The organism is Paenibacillus sp. UMB7766-LJ446 (assembly GCF_030226665.1).
GTDB lineage: Bacteria > Bacillota > Bacilli > Paenibacillales > Paenibacillaceae > Paenibacillus > Paenibacillus vandeheii.
This window is the reverse complement of sequence record NZ_JASOYM010000012.1, coordinates 132,504-150,167: the sequence shown is the minus strand read 5'-3', so window position 1 is coordinate 150,167 and position 17,664 is coordinate 132,504. Positions and strand designations below refer to the sequence as shown.

Below are 17,664 nucleotides of genomic sequence, written 5' to 3'. Positions count from 1 at the left end.
TGGAGGAACAGGAATGATCAAACGGGTTCGGTCGTGGTGGAATGGGGCTGACAAGCAGGAAACGCTGACTATATCCGAGGATAATATCCCGCAGCACGTCGCCATCATTATGGACGGCAATGGACGATGGGCGAAACGTTTGGGTCTCCCGCGAATAGCTGGCCATCAGAATGGGATGAAGGCGGTCAAACGTGCGACCATCGCGGCGGATGAACTGGGCATCAAATATCTGACGATGTACGCTTTTTCGACAGAAAACTGGACGCGTCCAAAAGAAGAAGTGGATTTTCTGATGCGGCTTCCGCAAGAATTTTTGGCGATAGAGCTGGATGAACTTATAGAAAAAAATGTACGCATTCGTATGATGGGCCAGGAGGAGCATTTGCCTTCACATACCATTAATGCTTTGCGTGAAGCTATACGTCTTACGGAACATAACACAGGGCTTGTTTTGAATTTTGCAATGAACTACGGAAGTCGTCGCGAAATGACAGAATGTGTCAAACAGATTGCTCTGCAGGTAAAGTCGGGGGAACTATCGGCAGAGGATATTACGCCTGAACTCATTGACAAACATATGCTCACTGGGGATATGCCTGATCCGGATTTGCTGATCCGGACGAGTGGAGAGTTGAGATTAAGCAATTTCATGCTTTGGCAGCTTGCATATAGCGAATTATGGTTTACGGATATATACTGGCCCGAATTTGGCAAAAAGCATTTGCTTGAAGCAGTAGCCGAATATCAGCGCAGAACAAGGCGTTACGGCGGTTTGAAATAGATGGAGGATGAAGCCGTTGAAACAGCGATTAACGACTGGAATCATAGCAGGTGTGTTGTTTTTGGGTTTTTGCATGCTGGGCGGACCCTGGTACCATGGTTTGGTATTGCTTATGGCTCTCATCGGTTATTATGAATTTGTGAAAATGACCGGGGTACAGCCTTTTTCAGGTGTAGCCCTAATCGGTTATGCAGGTATCTTTGCAATTGTATTTCCTTGGGAAATGGTTTGGGAAGCCAGACCGCTAACGTTATTCCAGATTGGCTGGATTGTGATGCTGGTTTTAATGACAGCCTCTGTTGTAACTAAAAACAAGATTTCTGTGAACACAGTAGCTATGCTCTTTCTGGGAGTAATGTACATTGGAATCGGTTTTTATTACATTGCAGAATCCAGACATTTGCATCATGGATTGTTCTGGACATTCCTGCTGTTAGGTTCCATATGGGCAAGTGATGCTGGTGCCTATTTTGTTGGAAAACTGATCGGAAAGAACAAATTGTGGCCCTCGATTAGTCCTAACAAAACAGTAGAGGGTGCGCTCGGCGGGATAGTAATCGCGGTAGTCACTTCTGTAGTTTTTGCATGGGTGTCAGACGGGTTGTTGTCTTGGCAAAGAGCGGTATGGATTGGGATTGCATGCGCGGTTGTGGGACAGATGGGAGATCTGATCCAATCTGCTTACAAACGTGTGTATAACATCAAAGATTCCGGCACTCTGCTCCCGGGGCATGGCGGTATTCTGGATCGGTGCGACAGCTGGATTGTCGTTTTTCCATTCGTACATATACTAATGCTTTTGCCCTATTAAAGATGAGCACAAGCCACATGACGAGATGTTCGTCATAGGCATTGGATAAATAAAGATGAGGTGCGGCATGAAAAAAATTGCGATTCTCGGGTCAACGGGTTCCATTGGAACCCAGACACTGGATGTAGTCGATATGCATCCCGAACGCTTTCAAGTAGAGGGACTTGCTGCTGGGGGCAATATAGAACTGCTGATTGAACAAGCGAAGCGCTACCGGCCCAAAAAGGTATCCGTTGGCTCGAAAGAGCTGGCCGAAATCGTGGCTCCGCACTTACCTGCTGAAACGCAGCTTTTTTATGGTAAAGAAGGACTGGTGGAAGTTGCTGCCGGAACGGATGCAGATACGGTTGTTACTGCTGTAATGGGGAGTGTTGGGCTTGAGTCAACCCTGGCTGCTATTGATGCAGGCAAACAGATTGGGCTGGCTAATAAAGAGACGCTAATTACAGCGGGACACATTGTTACTGCCAGAGCGGCTGCAAAAGGGGTACCGATTCTGCCTGTAGATAGTGAGCACTCGGCTATCTTTCAATGCCTGAATGGAGAGCCTCGTGAACGTGTGATGGGAATTACGCTTACGGCCTCTGGAGGATCTTTCCGTCATTTGACTCGTGAACAGTTAAAGGAAGTTACCGTGGAAGATGCGCTCAAACATCCGAATTGGTCCATGGGCTCGAAGATTACGATAGACTCGGCGACGATGGTGAATAAAGGCCTGGAAGTTATTGAAGCGCATTGGCTGTTTGGTCTAAGTTATGATCAGATTGATGTGTTGCTTCACCCGGAGAGCATCATTCATTCCTACGTGGAGTTCAATGATACGAGTATTATTGCGCAGCTTGGCAATCCGGACATGCGTGTTCCCATTCAGTATGCACTTACTTATCCTGACCGTTTGCCTTCACCTGCGAAACGTCTATCCTTAGCGCAAGCAAGCGAGCTGCATTTCCGTGAGATGGATATGGAACGGTTCCCTTGTTTAAGAATGGCGTACGAGTGTGGTAAAATGGGAGGAACCGCAACAACGGCGTTTAATGCAGCCAACGAGGTTGCTGTAGCCCGCTTCTTGCGTAAAGAGATTTCGTTCCTTAAAATAGAGGATATTATTGCTTCTGTGCTGGAAGCACACCGCAATGTGGACGACCCTGATCTGGAGGAAATCGCAAGATGTGATCAGGAGAGCCGTCAACTTGCGCTCAGTCTTTGATCTCTTTTTTCAAGATAAAATGGAAGAAGTGATTCTCTTGTGCGGCATCAGAGAATAATGATAATCTAAAGGGACAGACTGCGGTTCGTGCCGTGAAGGAGGATGGATAGGGATTGGAAACCATACAAGTGGTATTTCTAACGGTGCTCATGTTCTTTGTCATCGTGACGGTTCATGAATGGGGACATTATTATTTTGCCAAACGCGCCGGTATTCTTGTACGGGAATTTGCGATCGGTTTTGGTCCCAAATTGTTCTCATATAAAAGAAACGAGACCCAGTTTACACTGCGTTTGCTGCCTTTTGGCGGATATGCACGTATGGCTGGGGAAGACCCGGAACTGGTAGAGATTCAAGAAGGTCAGACCATTGCAGTAAGAGCTGCTGATGACCAAGTCAAAATGATCTACCTCGATCAATTGGATAACCGAAAAAATGTAATTCGTGGTGAAGTGATCTCCATAGATATGGAGACTGCGCTGAAATTGCAACTCGATGTGGATGGCGAAATTCAGCAGTACCGGATACATCCGCAAGCGATGTTAGTAAGTCGAGGCAAACAAACCCAGATTGCACCGAAAGATCGCCAATTTGGCAGTAAAACGGTGGGGCAGCGGGCCCTGGCTATTTTTGCCGGACCACTCATGAATTTCATCCTGGCATTTGTGTTGTTTGCCGTATATGCGCAAATGGCAGGCGTTGTCGTTGAAAATCCGCAAAATCTGGAAATTGGTGAAGTGCTTGAAGGTGGAGCCGCCGACCAGGCGAATTTGCAAAAGGGAGATATCATTGAAACAATCAATGGTACTGCTATTGGTACGGATTCGCAAAAAATGGTGACGATGATTGCTGATTCCAAAGACAAACCGATGGAATGGACGCTGCGTCGGGGAAATGAAACGTTTAATATAACGATTACACCTCGTGCCGTAGAAGGACAAGAAGGCGGGAAAGTAGGAATTGTACCAACGTTACCAACCCGATCCGTTGGATTTGTAGAAACCTTCAAGGTGTCAGGGATAGCGATGGTCGATACAACCAAAGTGATCTTTGAGGGCTTCAAGCACTTGATCAATCAGTTTAACATGGATGATATTGGTGGTCCTGTGCGTACTTTTGAAGTTACAGGCCAAATTGCGAAGCAGGGGATCGAGCAGTTGACGAGATGGGCAGCTATCTTGAGTCTGTACCTCGGTATTTTCAACCTGTTGCCAATTCCAGCGTTGGATGGAAGCCGTCTTGTATTCCTCGGAATTGAGGGGCTGCGGGGCAGACCCGTTGACCCTAACCGGGAAGGCATGGTTCACTTTGTCGGTTTCGCCATGTTGTTTGTACTGATGCTGGCAGTAACATATAATGATATATTACGATTAATTAACGGATAATTATGGTTTGACTAGCTCTGACTATTCAGAGCTAGTCGTTATGGGAGGACGCTGGAGTCTTATGTCAAAGGAAAATGATAAACAGTTCGTGACTGAAATTACACCTCAGGGCGAGGATTTCTCACGCTGGTACATTGATGTTATTAAAAAAGCTGATCTCATGGACTATTCACCCGTACGCGGTTGTATTGTTTTCAAACCAGACGGCTTCGAAATTTGGGAGCACATCAAGGATGAGATGGACCGTCGTTTCCGTGAAACCGGTCATCGCAATGCTTACTTCCCAATGTTCATTCCCGAGAGCTTTTTCCAAAAAGAAAAAGAACATGTGGAAGGGTTCAATCCTGAATTGCCTTGGGTAACGGAAGCAGGCGGAGAAAAGCTGGAAGAGCGTCTGGCAATCCGCCCAACCTCCGAAACCATCATTGGTCACATGTACTCCAAATGGATTCAGTCGTATCGTGACTTACCAGTACTGATCAACCAATGGGCTAACGTGGTTCGCTGGGAGAAGAGAACACTGCCTTTCCTTCGTACAAGTGAATTCCTGTGGCAAGAGGGCCATACGGCGCACGAGAACGAAGAAGAAGCACGCGAAGAGACGATGAAAATGCTTGAAATCTACCGCGAAGTTGTGGAAGAATATCTGGCAATTCCCGTTATTACAGGTCAGAAAACAAAATCCGAGAAATTTGCAGGTGCTGTAGACACCTTCTCCATCGAAGCGATGATGAAGGATGGACGTGCGGTTCAAGCAGGAACTTCTCATTATATGGGTACGAATTTTGCGAAAGCATTTGAGATCCAGTATCTTAGCCGCAACAACGTGCTGGAACTGGCTCACACTACTTCATGGGGAACAAGCACACGTCTGATCGGTGCATTGATTATGGTTCACGGGGATGACCGTGGTCTGGTTCTTCCTCCTAAAGTAGCACCAACACAAGTGGTTATGATTCCGATTGGACCTCCAAAAACACGTGATGCCGTTGTAGGCCGTGCGGATGAGTTGTTCGCTGAACTGAAACAAGCGGGAATCCGTGTGAAAATGGATGATCGCAGTGATGTTCGTCCAGGCTGGAAATTTAACGAGTACGAAATGCGTGGTGTTCCAATTCGTCTTGAGATTGGTCCGCGTGATATGGAGAATGGTGTGTGTGTTCTCGTTTCCCGGATTACTGGAGAGAAGAAAGTCGTTGAACAAGCGAATCTGGTGGAAGAAATCCAGACGATGCTGACTCAAGTGCAAGCCGATATGCTGCAACGTGCTCGCACGTTTATGTCGGACAACTTCTACTCTGTCGATACGCTTGATGAGATGAAGGAATTGATGGAAAACAAACGCGGGTTCACACTGGCTGGATGGTGCGGTTCAGAAGCTTGCGAAGATAAAGTAAGAGAAGTAACAGGTGCAACAAGCCGGAATATTCCGTTCCAGCCTGCGGAAGAAAAGCATACGTGCCTGGCTTGTGGTGAACAAGCGAAACACACGGTTGTGTTTGCAAGAGCGTACTAGGTCAGGAAGACATGACTAACTGCACTTATTCACCGTAAGAGTAAGGAATGGAGAGCTTCTGTCGGATAAAATGAGTCGGTGCGGGTTCGGATCGGGGACATTTTTGAATGCAGAGGCTTTTTCTGTTTTAAGGGGGTACAAGGAGGAACACGATGAGTGGATTCGAGGAGAAGAGAAAACGGTTTGAGTTGTTGATGAAACAGACGGAGCTTCCGGCTGGCCTGATAGAGCCCTACTTTTTGGATGGATGGATTGAACGGGTGGAGACAAGCCGTAGCAACCGCGATTGGACTATTGTGATTGCAAAGGATACTTTGGTTCCTGCTCCAATCTATCGTACATTTTGCCTGCATATCCAGGAGAAAATGAATCATATTTCTAAGATTACGTTTGGTTTCAAATATAGTGATCAGGTCGAGATTGGTGATATTGTCAGTGAGTATTGGAATCTGTTCCTAGAATGGGTTACACGGGAGATTCCATCCGTGAATGGTTGGATGAATCGCACCAAGTTTGAATGTGAAGCAGATCTGCTGCAATTGACCATGAGTGATGCCATGTCGATGGAGCTTGCGAAGAAGAAGCAGATTGATCAGGCAATAACAACCTTTTATGATAAGTATTTTCAAGTGCCCTTGCGGGTCAAACTGCTCGTTGGTGAGGTTGAAAGCAACAAAGAGGCGATGGAGCAATTCCAGCTCAAGAAGCGGGAAGAAGAGCTTCAAGTTATCGAACAGATGATGAGCGAAGTGGACTCGGAAATGCCTGAAGAGGAAGAACAGGGCGATGTTCGCTTACAAATGGGATATGAGATCAAAGAACCACCTGTACCTATGCAGGAAGTTCAAGATGAAGAGAAAAAGGTTACGTTACAGGGAACGGTCTTTGGACTGGATCGCAAAGAATTGCGTAACGGAAATACGTTATTTACGTTTTATTTGACGGACTTCACGGATTCCATGCAAATGAAGATGTTCGCCAAAACAAAAGAGGATGTCAGAATCCTCAGCTTGCTTGCCAATGGAAAATGGGTAAAAGTCCGTGGACGTGTAGAATACGACCGGTTTATGCAAATCCCGGAACTTGCTATGATTCCGTCAGATTTGGTTGAAGTAAAGGCACCGCCATCCCGTAAGGATAATGCAGCTGAGAAACGGGTTGAGTTCCATCTGCATTCCACAATGAGTACAATGGATGCCGTAACTTCGATTGACAAATACGTAAAGACTGCAGCGGAATGGGGACACAAAGCAATCGCGGTAAGTGATCATGGCGGTGTGCAGGTGTATCCGGAGGCGTCCAAAGCGGCCAAGAAAAACGGGATTAAAATGATTTACGGCCTTGAGGCCAATGTGGTGAACGATTCGGTTGCTGTTGTTTTGGCGCCGCAGCCGTTGGAGCTCAAATCAGCAACGTATATCGTCTTTGATATTGAGACCACAGGTCTATCGGTAACCCAGAACAAGATCATCGAGATTGCTGCAGTGAAGGTGGAGGACGGTAAAGAGATTGATCGCTTTGCTACGTTTGTAAATCCGCATGAGCGCATTCCATATAACATTCAGCAGTTGACCAACATTAACGATGATATGGTGAAGGATGCACCGGAGCTAGAGCCGGTTATCCGTGACTTTGTAGAGTTTGCAGGAGATGGCGTATTGGTTGCGCATAATGCGCGATTCGATATGGGCTTTATTCAGGCTTCACTGAAACAGCTTGGTATGCCTGAGCTTCCGAACCCTGTCCTTGATACATTGGAACTGGCACGGTTGTTATATCCAAAAATGAAGAACCACCGTCTGAATACGCTGGCGGATAAATATAAAGTAGCACTGGAAAGTCATCACCGGGCGATTGATGATACGATTGCACTCGCAGGCATACTGAATGGATTGGTTAATGATGCTTTTCAGATGAAAGGCCTGACCATGCTTGATCGGCTCAACGATTATGTCGGTGTTGATCTCTCGAATACGCGTCCATTCCATTGCGGAATCTATGCTTTGAATGATGTCGGCAAAAAGAATCTCTATAAACTGGTATCCCTTTCTCATACAGAGCACTTCAAACGGGTACCATGTATTCCAAAATCGAAACTAATCAATTTGCGTGAAGGCCTCATTATTTTATCCGGTTGTGAAAAAGGCGAGTTTTTCGAGGCAGTGCTCAATAAATCACTTGAAGAGGCAGAAGAGATCGCTCACTTCTATGACATTTTGGAGATCCAGCCTCTGACGATGTATATGCACTTGGTGGACAAAGGGCTGGTGGCTACACCTGAGGAATTGAAGCTCGCGGTTCGCAAAGTTGTTGACATTGGTGCAAAATTGGGGAAACCGGTCATAGCGACAGGTAACGTGCATTATCTGGAGCCGCGCGACAAGCTATATCGGGATATCACCATTCATGGAATTACAGGCTTTAGTCCGCTCAAGGATCAGCGTAAACCGGATGCTCACTTAAGAACGACAGATGAAATGTTGGAAGAGTTCCAGTACCTGGGCCAAGACAAAGCCTACGAAGTTGTCGTTACAAATACGGTTGAATTAGCGGATCGATTTGAGGAAATCAAGCTGTTCCCGGATAAGTTGTTTACCCCAATCCTGGAAGGTGCGGACGATGAAATCCGCAATACTTGCTATAATACCGCCAAGTCCATTTATGGTGAGGAACTGCCGGAAGTCATTGTGGCGAGACTTGAGAAAGAACTGAAGCCAATCATCAAATACGGTTTTTCTGCCAACTATCTGATCTCGGAACGACTGGTTAAAAAATCAAATCAGGACGGCTACCTTGTCGGCTCCAGGGGATCCGTTGGTTCGTCTGTCGTTGCTACTTTCCTGGGTATTTCCGAGGTTAATCCGCTGCCAGCACACTATATTTGTGTGAATTCGGAATGCAAACACAGTGAGTGGTTCCTCGACGGCAGTGTACCGAGTGGATTTGACCTTCCGGAGAAAGAATGCCCTGATTGTGGAGGCCGACTAAAAGGCGAAGGGCAGGATATTCCGTTTGAGACCTTCCTTGGCTTTAAAGGGGACAAGGTTCCCGATATTGACTTGAACTTCTCGGGTGATTATCAGCCGCATGCGCATAACTATACCAAGGTGCTTTTCAGCGAAAAGAGTGTGTTCCGTGCGGGCACGATCGGCACGGTGGCTGAGAAAACGGCGTTCGGTTTTGCCAAGAAATATGAGGAAGAGCATCATAAGAAATGGCGCGGGGCTGAGCTGAATCGTCTTGCATCCGGCTGCACAGGGGTTAAGCGTAGTACCGGACAGCATCCCGGTGGTATTGTCGTTGTACCGGACTATATTGAAGTGGAAGATGTAACGCCTGTACAATTCCCGGCCGATGATGTTAATGCGGAGTGGAAAACAACGCATTTTGATTATCACGCCTTCGAAGAAAATTTGCTAAAACTCGATATTCTGGGGCACGATGATCCAACTATGATGCGGATGCTGCAGGATTTGACGGGTATCGATCCAACGACGATTCCGATGAATGATCCAAAAGTCATGAGCATGTTCAACTCAACGGAGGCACTGGGCGTTACGCCTGAGCAGATTCGTTCACCTGTTGCCACCTTTGGTGTACCAGAGATGGGCACGAAGTTTGTACGTCAGATGCTTGTCGAATCACAGCCTTCTTCTTTTGCCGATTTACTCCAGATCTCCGGATTGTCACATGGTACGGGGGTATGGCTCGGTAACGCACAAGATCTAATCAAAAATGGAACGTGTAACATCAAAACGGTGATTGGTTGCCGGGATGATATCATGTTGTTCCTGATCTATAAGGCGGGCATGGACGCCAGTCTGGCCTTTAAAATTACGGAGAGTGTGCGTAAGGGGCGTGGTTTGCCGCAAGAATGGATTGATGAGATGAAAAAGTGCAAGGTGCCGCAATGGTACATTGACTCCTGTCTTAAAATCCAGTACATGTTTCCGAAGGCCCACGCGGCCGCTTATGTTATCTCGGCAGTGCGTACAGCCTTCTTCAAGCTGTATCACCCCATTGAATACTACGCGACATATTTCACAGTTCGTGCGGATGAGTTTGACATAGAATTGGTATGTCAGGGCTATGAGCCCATCTATCGGAAGATCGTAGAGATTGAACAATTAGGTTTCCAAGCACCGCCAAAAGAAAAAAACATGCTGCCCGTCCTTGAGATGGCACTGGAAATGGCAGCACGCGGATTCTCGCTCAAACCGATTGATCTCTATCGTTCGGAAGCAACGAAGTTTATCGTTGACGGTAATTCACTCATTCCTCCGTTCTCTGCATTGGGAGGAATCGGGGATAATGCTGCACGCAACATCGCTGCGGCAAGAGAGCATGGAGAATTCCTGTCGATTGAAGATTTCCAGCAGAAGTCCAAAGCAAGTAAAACGATTGTTGAGCTGTTGACTGGTATGGGATGCTTCCGTGGTTTGCCGGAAAGCAATCAATTATCGCTGTTCTAAAATGGCATTTTGCGTATCCAATGTTGGTCTGTGATGTGATTGCGAAATTTTTCTTCATTAGTAACCAAAATGCCTGAATGATCGCTTACTTGTCACTATTACCAGACTATGTTATAATTTTTGAAGTGAACGAGATAGTACGAATTTCTAAAGAGTGGGGAAACCCACTCTTTAGTCTTTGGTATACAAGAATCTTGGGTAATGAAGAAATTGCCAGTCCTTATTTGCTGGTGTAACCTAAGTTGGAGGTTATCGGTTTTGAGCACAACGAACATTAAATCTACCGTGGAAGAAATGATCCAACCCTACTTGAACGAACAAGGCTTCGAGCTGGTTGACATCGAATACGTCAAAGAAGGCAGCAACTGGTTTTTACGGGTGTATGTCGACAAAGAGGGTGGCATCGACATCGATGATTGTGTCTTGATCAGCGAAAAGCTGAGCGCCAAGCTGGATGAGAACGATCCGATTCCAACCATCTATTTCCTTGAAGTGTCTTCTCCCGGTGCGGAGCGTCCACTGAAAAAACCAGAGGATGTTGCCAAATCCGTAGGCAAAAATGTATTTGTTACAACCTACGAGCCGGTAAATGGAATAAAGGAATTTGAAGGCAAGCTGCTTTCCTTTGATAACGGGGAACTTGTGATCGAAGCAGGCAAGAAACAGCATGCCATTCTTTATGACAAGGTTGCGAGTGCGCGCCTGGCCATTCTGTTTTAAGTGCCTTGTTCACTTATTAATGAAAAAAGACACATCTCACGATAACGGCAAAGTGCTCATGAGTTTAGAGCCTTTCGCCGTTTTACGTATGAGATGCCATGTTTGAAAGGGGGATCAACATTCATGAGTATGGATTTTATTGAAGCAATGAATGAATTGGAGCGGGAAAAAGGGATCAGCAAGGATGTGCTGTTTGAAGCGATTGAGGCAGCGCTTATCTCCAGCTACAAGCGTAATTTCAACACCGCCCAGAATGTGCGTGTTGACATGAACCGCAATACGGGTGTTATCCGGGTATATGCCCGCAAATTGATCGTGGAAGAAGTCCTGGATTCACGTACCGAAATTTCATTGCCTGCTGCACGAGAGATCAACCCACACTTCCAGCTGGAAGATATTGCGGAGATTGAAGTTACGCCGCGTGATTTCGGACGTATCGCCGCACAAACTGCCAAACAGGTAGTTACCCAGCGGATTCGTGAAGCCGAACGCGGCCTGATCTACAACGCTTTCGTTGATAAGGAAGAAGATATCGTTACGGGAGTGGTGCAGCGTCAGGATTTGCGCAATATCTACATCGATCTGGGCAAAATCGAAGCGGCTTTACCGCTGACCGAATTGATGCCGAACGAGAAGTTTGTTCATGGTGACCGTATTAAAGCGTATATCACCAAGGTCGAGAATACGACCAAAGGGCCGCAAATCATTTTGTCCCGTACCCATCCGGGCTTGTTGAAACGTCTCTTTGAACTGGAAGTACCTGAAATTTTTGACGGTGTAGTCGAGATTCGCTCCGTCGCACGTGAAGCGGGCTTCCGCTCCAAGATTGCCGTTCATTCCCGCAATGAGGAAGTTGATCCGGTTGGATCATGTGTAGGTCCTAAGGGAATGCGCGTGCAGACCATTGTGGGTGAGCTGCGCGGTGAAAAAATTGACATCGTTCGTTTCTCCGACCAGGTAGACGAATATGTGGCTAATGCACTTAGTCCTTCCAAGGTATTGGAAGTTCAAGTATTTGAGGAAGAAAAGATGGCTCGGGTTATTGTTCCTGACTATCAGCTGTCCCTCGCCATTGGGATCAAAGGTCAAAATGCCCGATTGGCAGCCAAACTGACCGGCTGGAAAATCGACATTAAGAGCGAGAGCCAGGCGGAACAGGAATTCGGCAGAGAGAAAGATTCTTCTTTGGAAATGCACCAAGATTCCATCTCCGTCGACTAAAGTAAAGCACGGGGGGGCGCTAACGTATGAAAACCAAAAAAGTACCGCTGCGCAAATGTGTGGCGTGCCAGGAAATGATGCCCAAAAAGCAGCTGATCCGTATCGTTAAAACGCCAGAGGATGAAGTGCTAATCGATTTGACTGGCAAAAAGTCCGGACGTGGTGCCTATTTATGCGGCAAAGAGTCCTGTTTTAAGCTTGCACTCAAAAACCGGTCTTTGGATCGGGCGCTAAAAGGCAAAGTCTCACCGGAAATTTATGAGCAATTGGCAGCTGATTTTGTCGCGGTAGAGGACGAATTCATAGCAGCACAGGAGCGTGAACATGATGAATAACAAAACATTGTCTTATCTGGGACTCTCCATGCGTGCAGGCAAACTTGTAACAGGTGAAGAAATTGTACTTAAAGCGATCCGTTCTTCCGAAGCTAAAATGGTTATTGTTGCGGGTGACGCCTCGGCCAATACACAAAAGAAATTTCGCGACAAATGCGGGACATATAAAGTTCCACTGGTGATCGGATTTGACCGGGATAGTCTGGGTTCAAGTATCGGTAAAGAAACGCGGGTTGTTCTTGCAGTAACGGATCGAGGGTTTGCAAAAATGATCTCCAAGCAAGTCGGTATAATGTCGGAGGTGGAGTATATTGAGTAAACAGGAAAACAAGGATAAATTGCGAGTTTATGAATATGCGAAGTCCCTTAATATGAGTAGTAAAGAAATTATAACCATTCTTAAAAAGCTGGATATTCCCGTAAACAATCATATGAGTGTCATGGAGAATGGTTCAGTCGGTAAGGTGGAACAATTTTTTAAAGATATAAAATCCACTGCGGCTTCCAAACAAAACAACGAAGCAAAATCCGTTGCTACTTCGTCAATGCGCAGTGACAAAACAGTGGACAGCAACAAACCGGCCGGCGGAGTGAACACGCCGAAAAGCAACAACACATCCGGTAGTCCCGTACAAACAAAAATACAACAGGAAAAGCAGGTAGGTATGAACAATAGACCAAATTCAAACAATAACAATGGCTCCCAAAGACCTAGCGGCCAAGACAGCCGCAACAGAACGAATTCTTCCCAAGGCTCAAGCCAAGGAGGACAATCAAGTAATCGTCCAAGACCAGCTCAAGGTGGACAAAGCAGCACAGCATCCCGTCCGCAAAGTACGGGTCAACGTCCAACGAACAGTGGTGGCGGTCAAACAAGAAGTGCAGGCCCGAACAGCGGTGGAAACACTGGCACTGGCGGCAACCGTACTGGTGGCCAAGGACAGAGCTCGGGACAAGGCCAACGCAGAGGCGGCCAAGGTAATTCAGGCAATAACAACAACAATAGCGGCAATCGTTCAAACAGCGGTGGCGGTGGCGGTGGACGTCGTTATGACGACAACCGTGGCGGCAACTTCCGCGGTAACCGTGGTGGCAAGAACAACCGTAACAGAAATCAACAACAGTACCAACAACGTGAGAAAATTGATAACACACCTAAGAAAATCATCGTGCGTGGTGACATGACTGTTGGTGAAACAGCGAAGTTGCTCCATAAAGATGCTTCTGAAGTTATCAAAAAACTCATCGCAATGGGTGTTATGGCAACCATCAACCAAGAGCTTGATATCGAAACCATCCTGCTGCTTGCTGGGGAGTTCGGTGTTGAGGTTGAAGTGAAAATTGTCCTTGAAGATGACCGCTTCGAAACTCTGGAAGAGAATGATGAGCCTGCTGACTTGCAATCTCGTCCACCAGTAGTTACGATCATGGGTCACGTTGACCATGGTAAAACAACATTGCTCGATGCGATTCGTTCAACGAATGTAACAGGCGGAGAAGCAGGCGGTATCACACAGCATATCGGTGCTTATCAAGTAGAAATTAACAACAAAAAAATCACGTTCCTGGATACACCGGGTCACGAAGCGTTTACCGCTATGCGTGCACGTGGAGCACAGGTTACGGATATTACAATTATTGTTGTAGCTGCTGATGACGGTGTAATGCCACAAACGGTTGAGGCAATTAACCATGCTAAAGCTGCAGGGCTGCCAATTATCGTAGCTGTCAACAAAATTGACAAGCCGGGTGCAGATCCGGATAAAGTAAAACAGGAATTGACCAACTATGAACTCGTTCCAGAAGAGTGGGGCGGCGATACCATCTTTGTTAACGTTTCGGCGAAACAAAGAATGGGACTAGAAGGTCTGCTTGAAATGATCCTGCTCGTTGCAGAAGTGAACGAATACAAAGCGAACCCGGACAAACGTGCCCGTGGTACAGTGATCGAAGCCGAGCTGGATAAAGGACGTGGCCCAGTTGCCCGTATTCTCGTGCAGCACGGTACACTGAAAGTCGGAGATGCTTTTGTCGCAGGTAACTGCTTCGGTCGCGTACGTGCGATGGTGAATGACAAAGGTCGCCGTTTAAAAGAAGCTGGACCTTCAACACCTGTAGAAATTACCGGTCTGACTGAGGTTCCAGGTGCGGGTGATCCGTTCATGGTGTTTGAGGATGAGCGTAAAGCGCGTTCCATCGCTGACAAACGTGCAATTACACAACGTGAATCCGATCTGGGTACTAACACACGTGTAACATTGGATGATCTGTTCCAGCACATCAAAGACGGTGAAATCAAAGATCTGAACGTAATCATTAAAGGTGACGTACAAGGTTCGGTTGAAGCATTGAAAGGTTCCCTTGCGAAAATCGAAGTTGAAGGTGTGCGCGTGAAAATCATTCACAGCGGCGCTGGTGCGATTACAGAATCCGACATCATTTTGGCTGCTGCATCGAATGCCATCGTTATCGGTTTCAACGTTCGTCCTGATAACCAGGCGAAATCGACTGCAGATCAAGAGCAAGTAGACATTCGTCTGCATCGCGTGATCTACAGTGTTATCGAAGAGATTGAACAAGCGATGAAAGGTATGCTTGATCCGATCTACAAAGAAAAAGTAATCGGTCATGCTGAAGTTCGGAGCACATTCTCCATCAGTAAAGTGGGTACCATTGCTGGATGTATGGTTACCTCGGGTAAAATTACCCGTGCCGCGGAAGCACGCGTGATTCGTGATGGCATCGTCCTTTACGAAGGTAAGCTGGATTCCCTGAAACGCTACAAAGATGATGCCAAAGAAGTAGCCCAAGGCTACGAGTGCGGTATCACGCTGGATAAATACAATGATCTCAAAGAGGGCGACGTTATTGAAGCCTTCATTATGGAGACCGTACAACGATAAGCAAGGAAGCATGAGGTGAACAACAATGGCTAAGGTTCGTACAGGTAGAGTGAGCGAGCAGATCAAGAAAGAATTAAGTCTGCTCATCCAATCTGAACTGAAAGATCCTCGTATCGGCTTTATTACCGTAACGGGAGTCGAAGTAACAGGGGACTTGTCGCAAGCCAAGGTTTATCTGAGTGTCTTCGGTGAACAGGAACAAAAGGATAACTCGCTTAAAGCGCTGGCCAAAGCAAATGGATTTTTGCGTACCGAACTGGGCAAGCGTATCCGTTTTAGACATGTTCCCGAGTTGATATTCAAGATCGACGAATCCATCGCATATGGCAGCCGGATCGAAAAGCTGCTTGGTGATATCGGTACCGACAAGAACGAATCCGAGTAACAGAATAAAGGAGACGGCAATGCACACTTATGAACAGGCGCTTCAGGACGGAAAGCAATTTCTGCTGGAGCATGATGATTACCTGGTCGTGTCGCATGTACAGCCGGACGGTGACGCAGTCAGCTCGACGGTAACGGTGGGCTGGCTGCTGTCATGTCTGGGTAAGACATTCACGATGATTAATGAAGGTGAAATTCCTCAGCTCATGCATTTTTTGTGGGAAGCTGGCAAGATCGTGAACATGACCGAACAACCACCGGAGCGGAAATATAAAGCGATAATCTGTGTGGATTGTGCAGATTTCTCCAGAGTAGGTCTGACTCGTCATTATTTCGAAGAAGATGCTGTCATTTTAAATATTGATCATCATCCGACGAATGACGCATATGGCACAGTAAACATCATTAAGCCAGACGCGGCAGCAACGGCTGAAATTCTGTTTGATTTCCTTAATCTTTTCCCAGTGAAATGGAATAAAGATGTGGCTACAGCAGTATATACAGGATTGCTAACAGACACAGGTGGATTCCGCTATGCCAATACGAGTCCTAATGTGATGACCACCGCATCCAAATTGCTTGAACATGGTGTGGACGGGCCTTATCTCGCACAAATTTTGCTAGAGCAGGTGACGCTTCCCCAAGTGCGTATATTGAATCAGGCACTCTCAAGTCTGCAAATGACGGACGATGGCAAAATTGCTTGGGTAGTCATTACGCCAGAAGATATGATCGCTTGTGGTGCAGCCAATGAAGATCTTGAAGGGGTAGTCAATTACCCGCGTAACATTCAAGGTGTGGAAGTGGGTATCTTCTTCAAAGTGATCAATGACAATGCCGTAAAAGTATCTCTTCGGTCGGCTGGCAAGGTTGATGTTGCTTCACTTGCACAGAACTTTGGTGGAGGCGGACATGTCCTCGCTGCTGGATGTCGCGTGGAAGGTAAGTTGGAAGATATCGTCGCACTAGTGCTGAAGCAGGTGAATACTCAATGGTAAAACCATTTGAAGGCGTTCTTCCGGTGTACAAACCAGCGGGATTTACGTCTCATGATGTTGTGGCCAAAATGCGTCGCATTCTCAAAATGAAACGTATTGGTCATACAGGCACATTGGACCCGCAAGTTACTGGCGTACTTCCACTCTGTCTTGGACGCGCAACACGTGTGGTGGAGTACATGCAGGAGCTCCCCAAGGAATACCTGGCAACGCTACGACTGGGCCTGTCTACAGACACCGAGGATATGACGGGTGAGGTTATTGAGCGGTCAGAGAAGGCTGTTGAGGTAACACAGGAGCAGGTTCAGCAGGTGCTGGAACAATTCCTGGGCACCATCTCTCAGGTTCCACCTATGTATTCGGCGGTCAAAGTGGATGGGAAACGTCTCTACGAGCTTGCTCGTGAAGGGAAAACGGTAGAGCGCAAGAGTCGTGAAGTTACGATCTATGAACTGGAACTGACAGGAATTGAGAAACAAGGCGACACCACGGATATATCGTTTCGTGCTTTATGTTCCAAAGGGACGTATATTCGAACCTTATGTGTGGATATCGGCAGGAAATTGGGGTATCCGTCCACAATGCTACAATTGGAGCGCACGATATCGGCTGGCATTTCCGCTGAACACTGCCTCCGCTTTGAAGAAGTGGAACAACGCATGATGGATGGAACGTTAGCCGAGGTGCTGATTCCGGTTGATGAAGCCATTTCTTCCATCCCGGCACATACGGTTGGTGCTGATCAGGCCAAGGGAGCACTTCAAGGCCAGAAATTGTCGGCGCGTTTGCTCGAACCGCCTGCTGAGCAACCAGGTCTATTGCGGTTATATGATCAGGATGGGACGTTTCTGGGGATATTTGAGCGGGATGAATTGAAAGCAACGGTGAGAGCTGTTAAAGTCTTTTTACCGGAATAAAGAGGTTTCTGGTT

14 protein-coding genes are annotated in these 17,664 nt (G+C 46.9%); all 14 read left to right on the top strand.

Annotation, left to right across the window (positions count from 1 at the left end; all coding sequences use genetic code 11):
* Positions 1-13 precede the first annotated feature (13 nt).
* The 14 genes from QP794_RS25320 (at position 14) to truB (ending at position 17,650) form a co-directional block, all read left to right on the top strand.
* Positions 14-781 (top strand): undecaprenyl pyrophosphate synthase, encoded by a 768-nt coding sequence (locus tag QP794_RS25320; protein ID WP_285079510.1) that lies wholly within the window; start codon positions 14-16, stop codon positions 779-781.
* 16 nt (positions 782-797) lie between these two features.
* Positions 798-1,592, top strand: a complete 795-nt coding sequence (locus tag QP794_RS25315; protein WP_024630248.1) for a phosphatidate cytidylyltransferase — start codon at positions 798-800, stop codon at positions 1,590-1,592.
* Between the two features lie 67 nt (positions 1,593-1,659).
* Entirely contained in the window at positions 1,660-2,799 is a 1,140-nt protein-coding gene (locus QP794_RS25310; protein WP_285079509.1) for a 1-deoxy-D-xylulose-5-phosphate reductoisomerase, read from the top strand.
* Between the two features lie 113 nt (positions 2,800-2,912).
* Positions 2,913-4,184: an RIP metalloprotease RseP gene (rseP, locus tag QP794_RS25305; protein ID WP_079346938.1), complete on the top strand. Its 1,272-nt coding sequence runs from the start codon at positions 2,913-2,915 to the stop codon at positions 4,182-4,184.
* Positions 4,185-4,245: 61 nt separating this feature from the next.
* Positions 4,246-5,700 carry a proline--tRNA ligase gene (gene proS / locus QP794_RS25300; protein ID WP_024630251.1) on the top strand — a complete coding sequence of 485 codons (1,455 nt, stop codon included), beginning with the start codon at positions 4,246-4,248 and terminating at the stop codon, positions 5,698-5,700.
* A gap of 152 nt (positions 5,701-5,852) precedes the next feature.
* Positions 5,853-10,172: a PolC-type DNA polymerase III gene (locus QP794_RS25295; RefSeq protein WP_285079506.1), complete on the top strand. Its 4,320-nt coding sequence runs from the start codon at positions 5,853-5,855 to the stop codon at positions 10,170-10,172.
* A gap of 258 nt (positions 10,173-10,430) precedes the next feature.
* On the top strand, positions 10,431-10,892 hold the full coding sequence (gene rimP / locus QP794_RS25290) for a ribosome maturation factor RimP (RefSeq protein WP_024630253.1): 462 nt from the start codon (positions 10,431-10,433) through the stop codon (positions 10,890-10,892).
* Positions 10,893-11,015: 123 nt separating this feature from the next.
* Positions 11,016-12,113, top strand: coding sequence for a transcription termination factor NusA (nusA, locus tag QP794_RS25285; protein ID WP_024630254.1), 1,098 nt, complete (start codon positions 11,016-11,018; stop codon positions 12,111-12,113).
* 26 nt (positions 12,114-12,139) lie between these two features.
* Entirely contained in the window at positions 12,140-12,448 is a 309-nt protein-coding gene (rnpM, locus tag QP794_RS25280) for an RNase P modulator RnpM (protein WP_053783828.1), read from the top strand.
* Positions 12,438-12,767 (top strand): YlxQ family RNA-binding protein, encoded by a 330-nt coding sequence (locus tag QP794_RS25275; RefSeq protein ID WP_029880929.1) that lies wholly within the window; start codon positions 12,438-12,440, stop codon positions 12,765-12,767. The genes rnpM and QP794_RS25275 overlap by 11 nt, the downstream gene beginning before the upstream one ends.
* Positions 12,760-15,351, top strand: coding sequence for a translation initiation factor IF-2 (infB, locus tag QP794_RS25270; RefSeq protein ID WP_285079504.1), 2,592 nt, complete (start codon positions 12,760-12,762; stop codon positions 15,349-15,351). Before QP794_RS25275 ends, infB begins: the two co-directional genes overlap by 8 nt.
* Positions 15,352-15,376: 25 nt before the next feature.
* Positions 15,377-15,736: a 30S ribosome-binding factor RbfA gene (gene rbfA, locus QP794_RS25265; protein WP_079346932.1), complete on the top strand. Its 360-nt coding sequence runs from the start codon at positions 15,377-15,379 to the stop codon at positions 15,734-15,736.
* 19 nt (positions 15,737-15,755) lie between these two features.
* Complete coding sequence (locus tag QP794_RS25260) at positions 15,756-16,733, top strand: DHH family phosphoesterase (protein ID WP_285079502.1); 978 nt, start codon at positions 15,756-15,758, stop codon at positions 16,731-16,733.
* A complete protein-coding gene (truB, locus tag QP794_RS25255) occupies positions 16,727-17,650 on the top strand; it encodes a tRNA pseudouridine(55) synthase TruB (protein ID WP_285079500.1) in 924 nt (307 codons plus the stop codon). Before QP794_RS25260 ends, truB begins: the two co-directional genes overlap by 7 nt.
* The last annotated feature ends 14 nt before the right edge of the window (positions 17,651-17,664 follow it).

Excerpts from the sequence above, each read along its gene's own strand:
- QP794_RS25320 (WP_285079510.1), top strand. The coding sequence starts at position 14 with ATGATCAAACGGGTTCGGTCGTGGTGGAATGGGGCTGACAAGCAGGAA.
- QP794_RS25310 (WP_285079509.1), top strand. The coding sequence starts at position 1,660 with ATGAAAAAAATTGCGATTCTCGGGTCAACGGGTTCCATTGGAACCCAG.
- proS (WP_024630251.1), top strand. The coding sequence starts at position 4,246 with ATGTCAAAGGAAAATGATAAACAGTTCGTGACTGAAATTACACCTCAG.
- QP794_RS25295 (WP_285079506.1), top strand. The coding sequence starts at position 5,853 with ATGAGTGGATTCGAGGAGAAGAGAAAACGGTTTGAGTTGTTGATGAAA.
- nusA (WP_024630254.1), top strand. The coding sequence starts at position 11,016 with ATGAGTATGGATTTTATTGAAGCAATGAATGAATTGGAGCGGGAAAAA.
- rnpM (WP_053783828.1), top strand. The coding sequence starts at position 12,140 with ATGAAAACCAAAAAAGTACCGCTGCGCAAATGTGTGGCGTGCCAGGAA.
- QP794_RS25275 (WP_029880929.1), top strand. The coding sequence starts at position 12,438 with ATGATGAATAACAAAACATTGTCTTATCTGGGACTCTCCATGCGTGCA.
- rbfA (WP_079346932.1), top strand. The coding sequence starts at position 15,377 with ATGGCTAAGGTTCGTACAGGTAGAGTGAGCGAGCAGATCAAGAAAGAA.
- QP794_RS25260 (WP_285079502.1), top strand. The coding sequence starts at position 15,756 with ATGCACACTTATGAACAGGCGCTTCAGGACGGAAAGCAATTTCTGCTG.
- truB (WP_285079500.1), top strand. The coding sequence starts at position 16,727 with ATGGTAAAACCATTTGAAGGCGTTCTTCCGGTGTACAAACCAGCGGGA.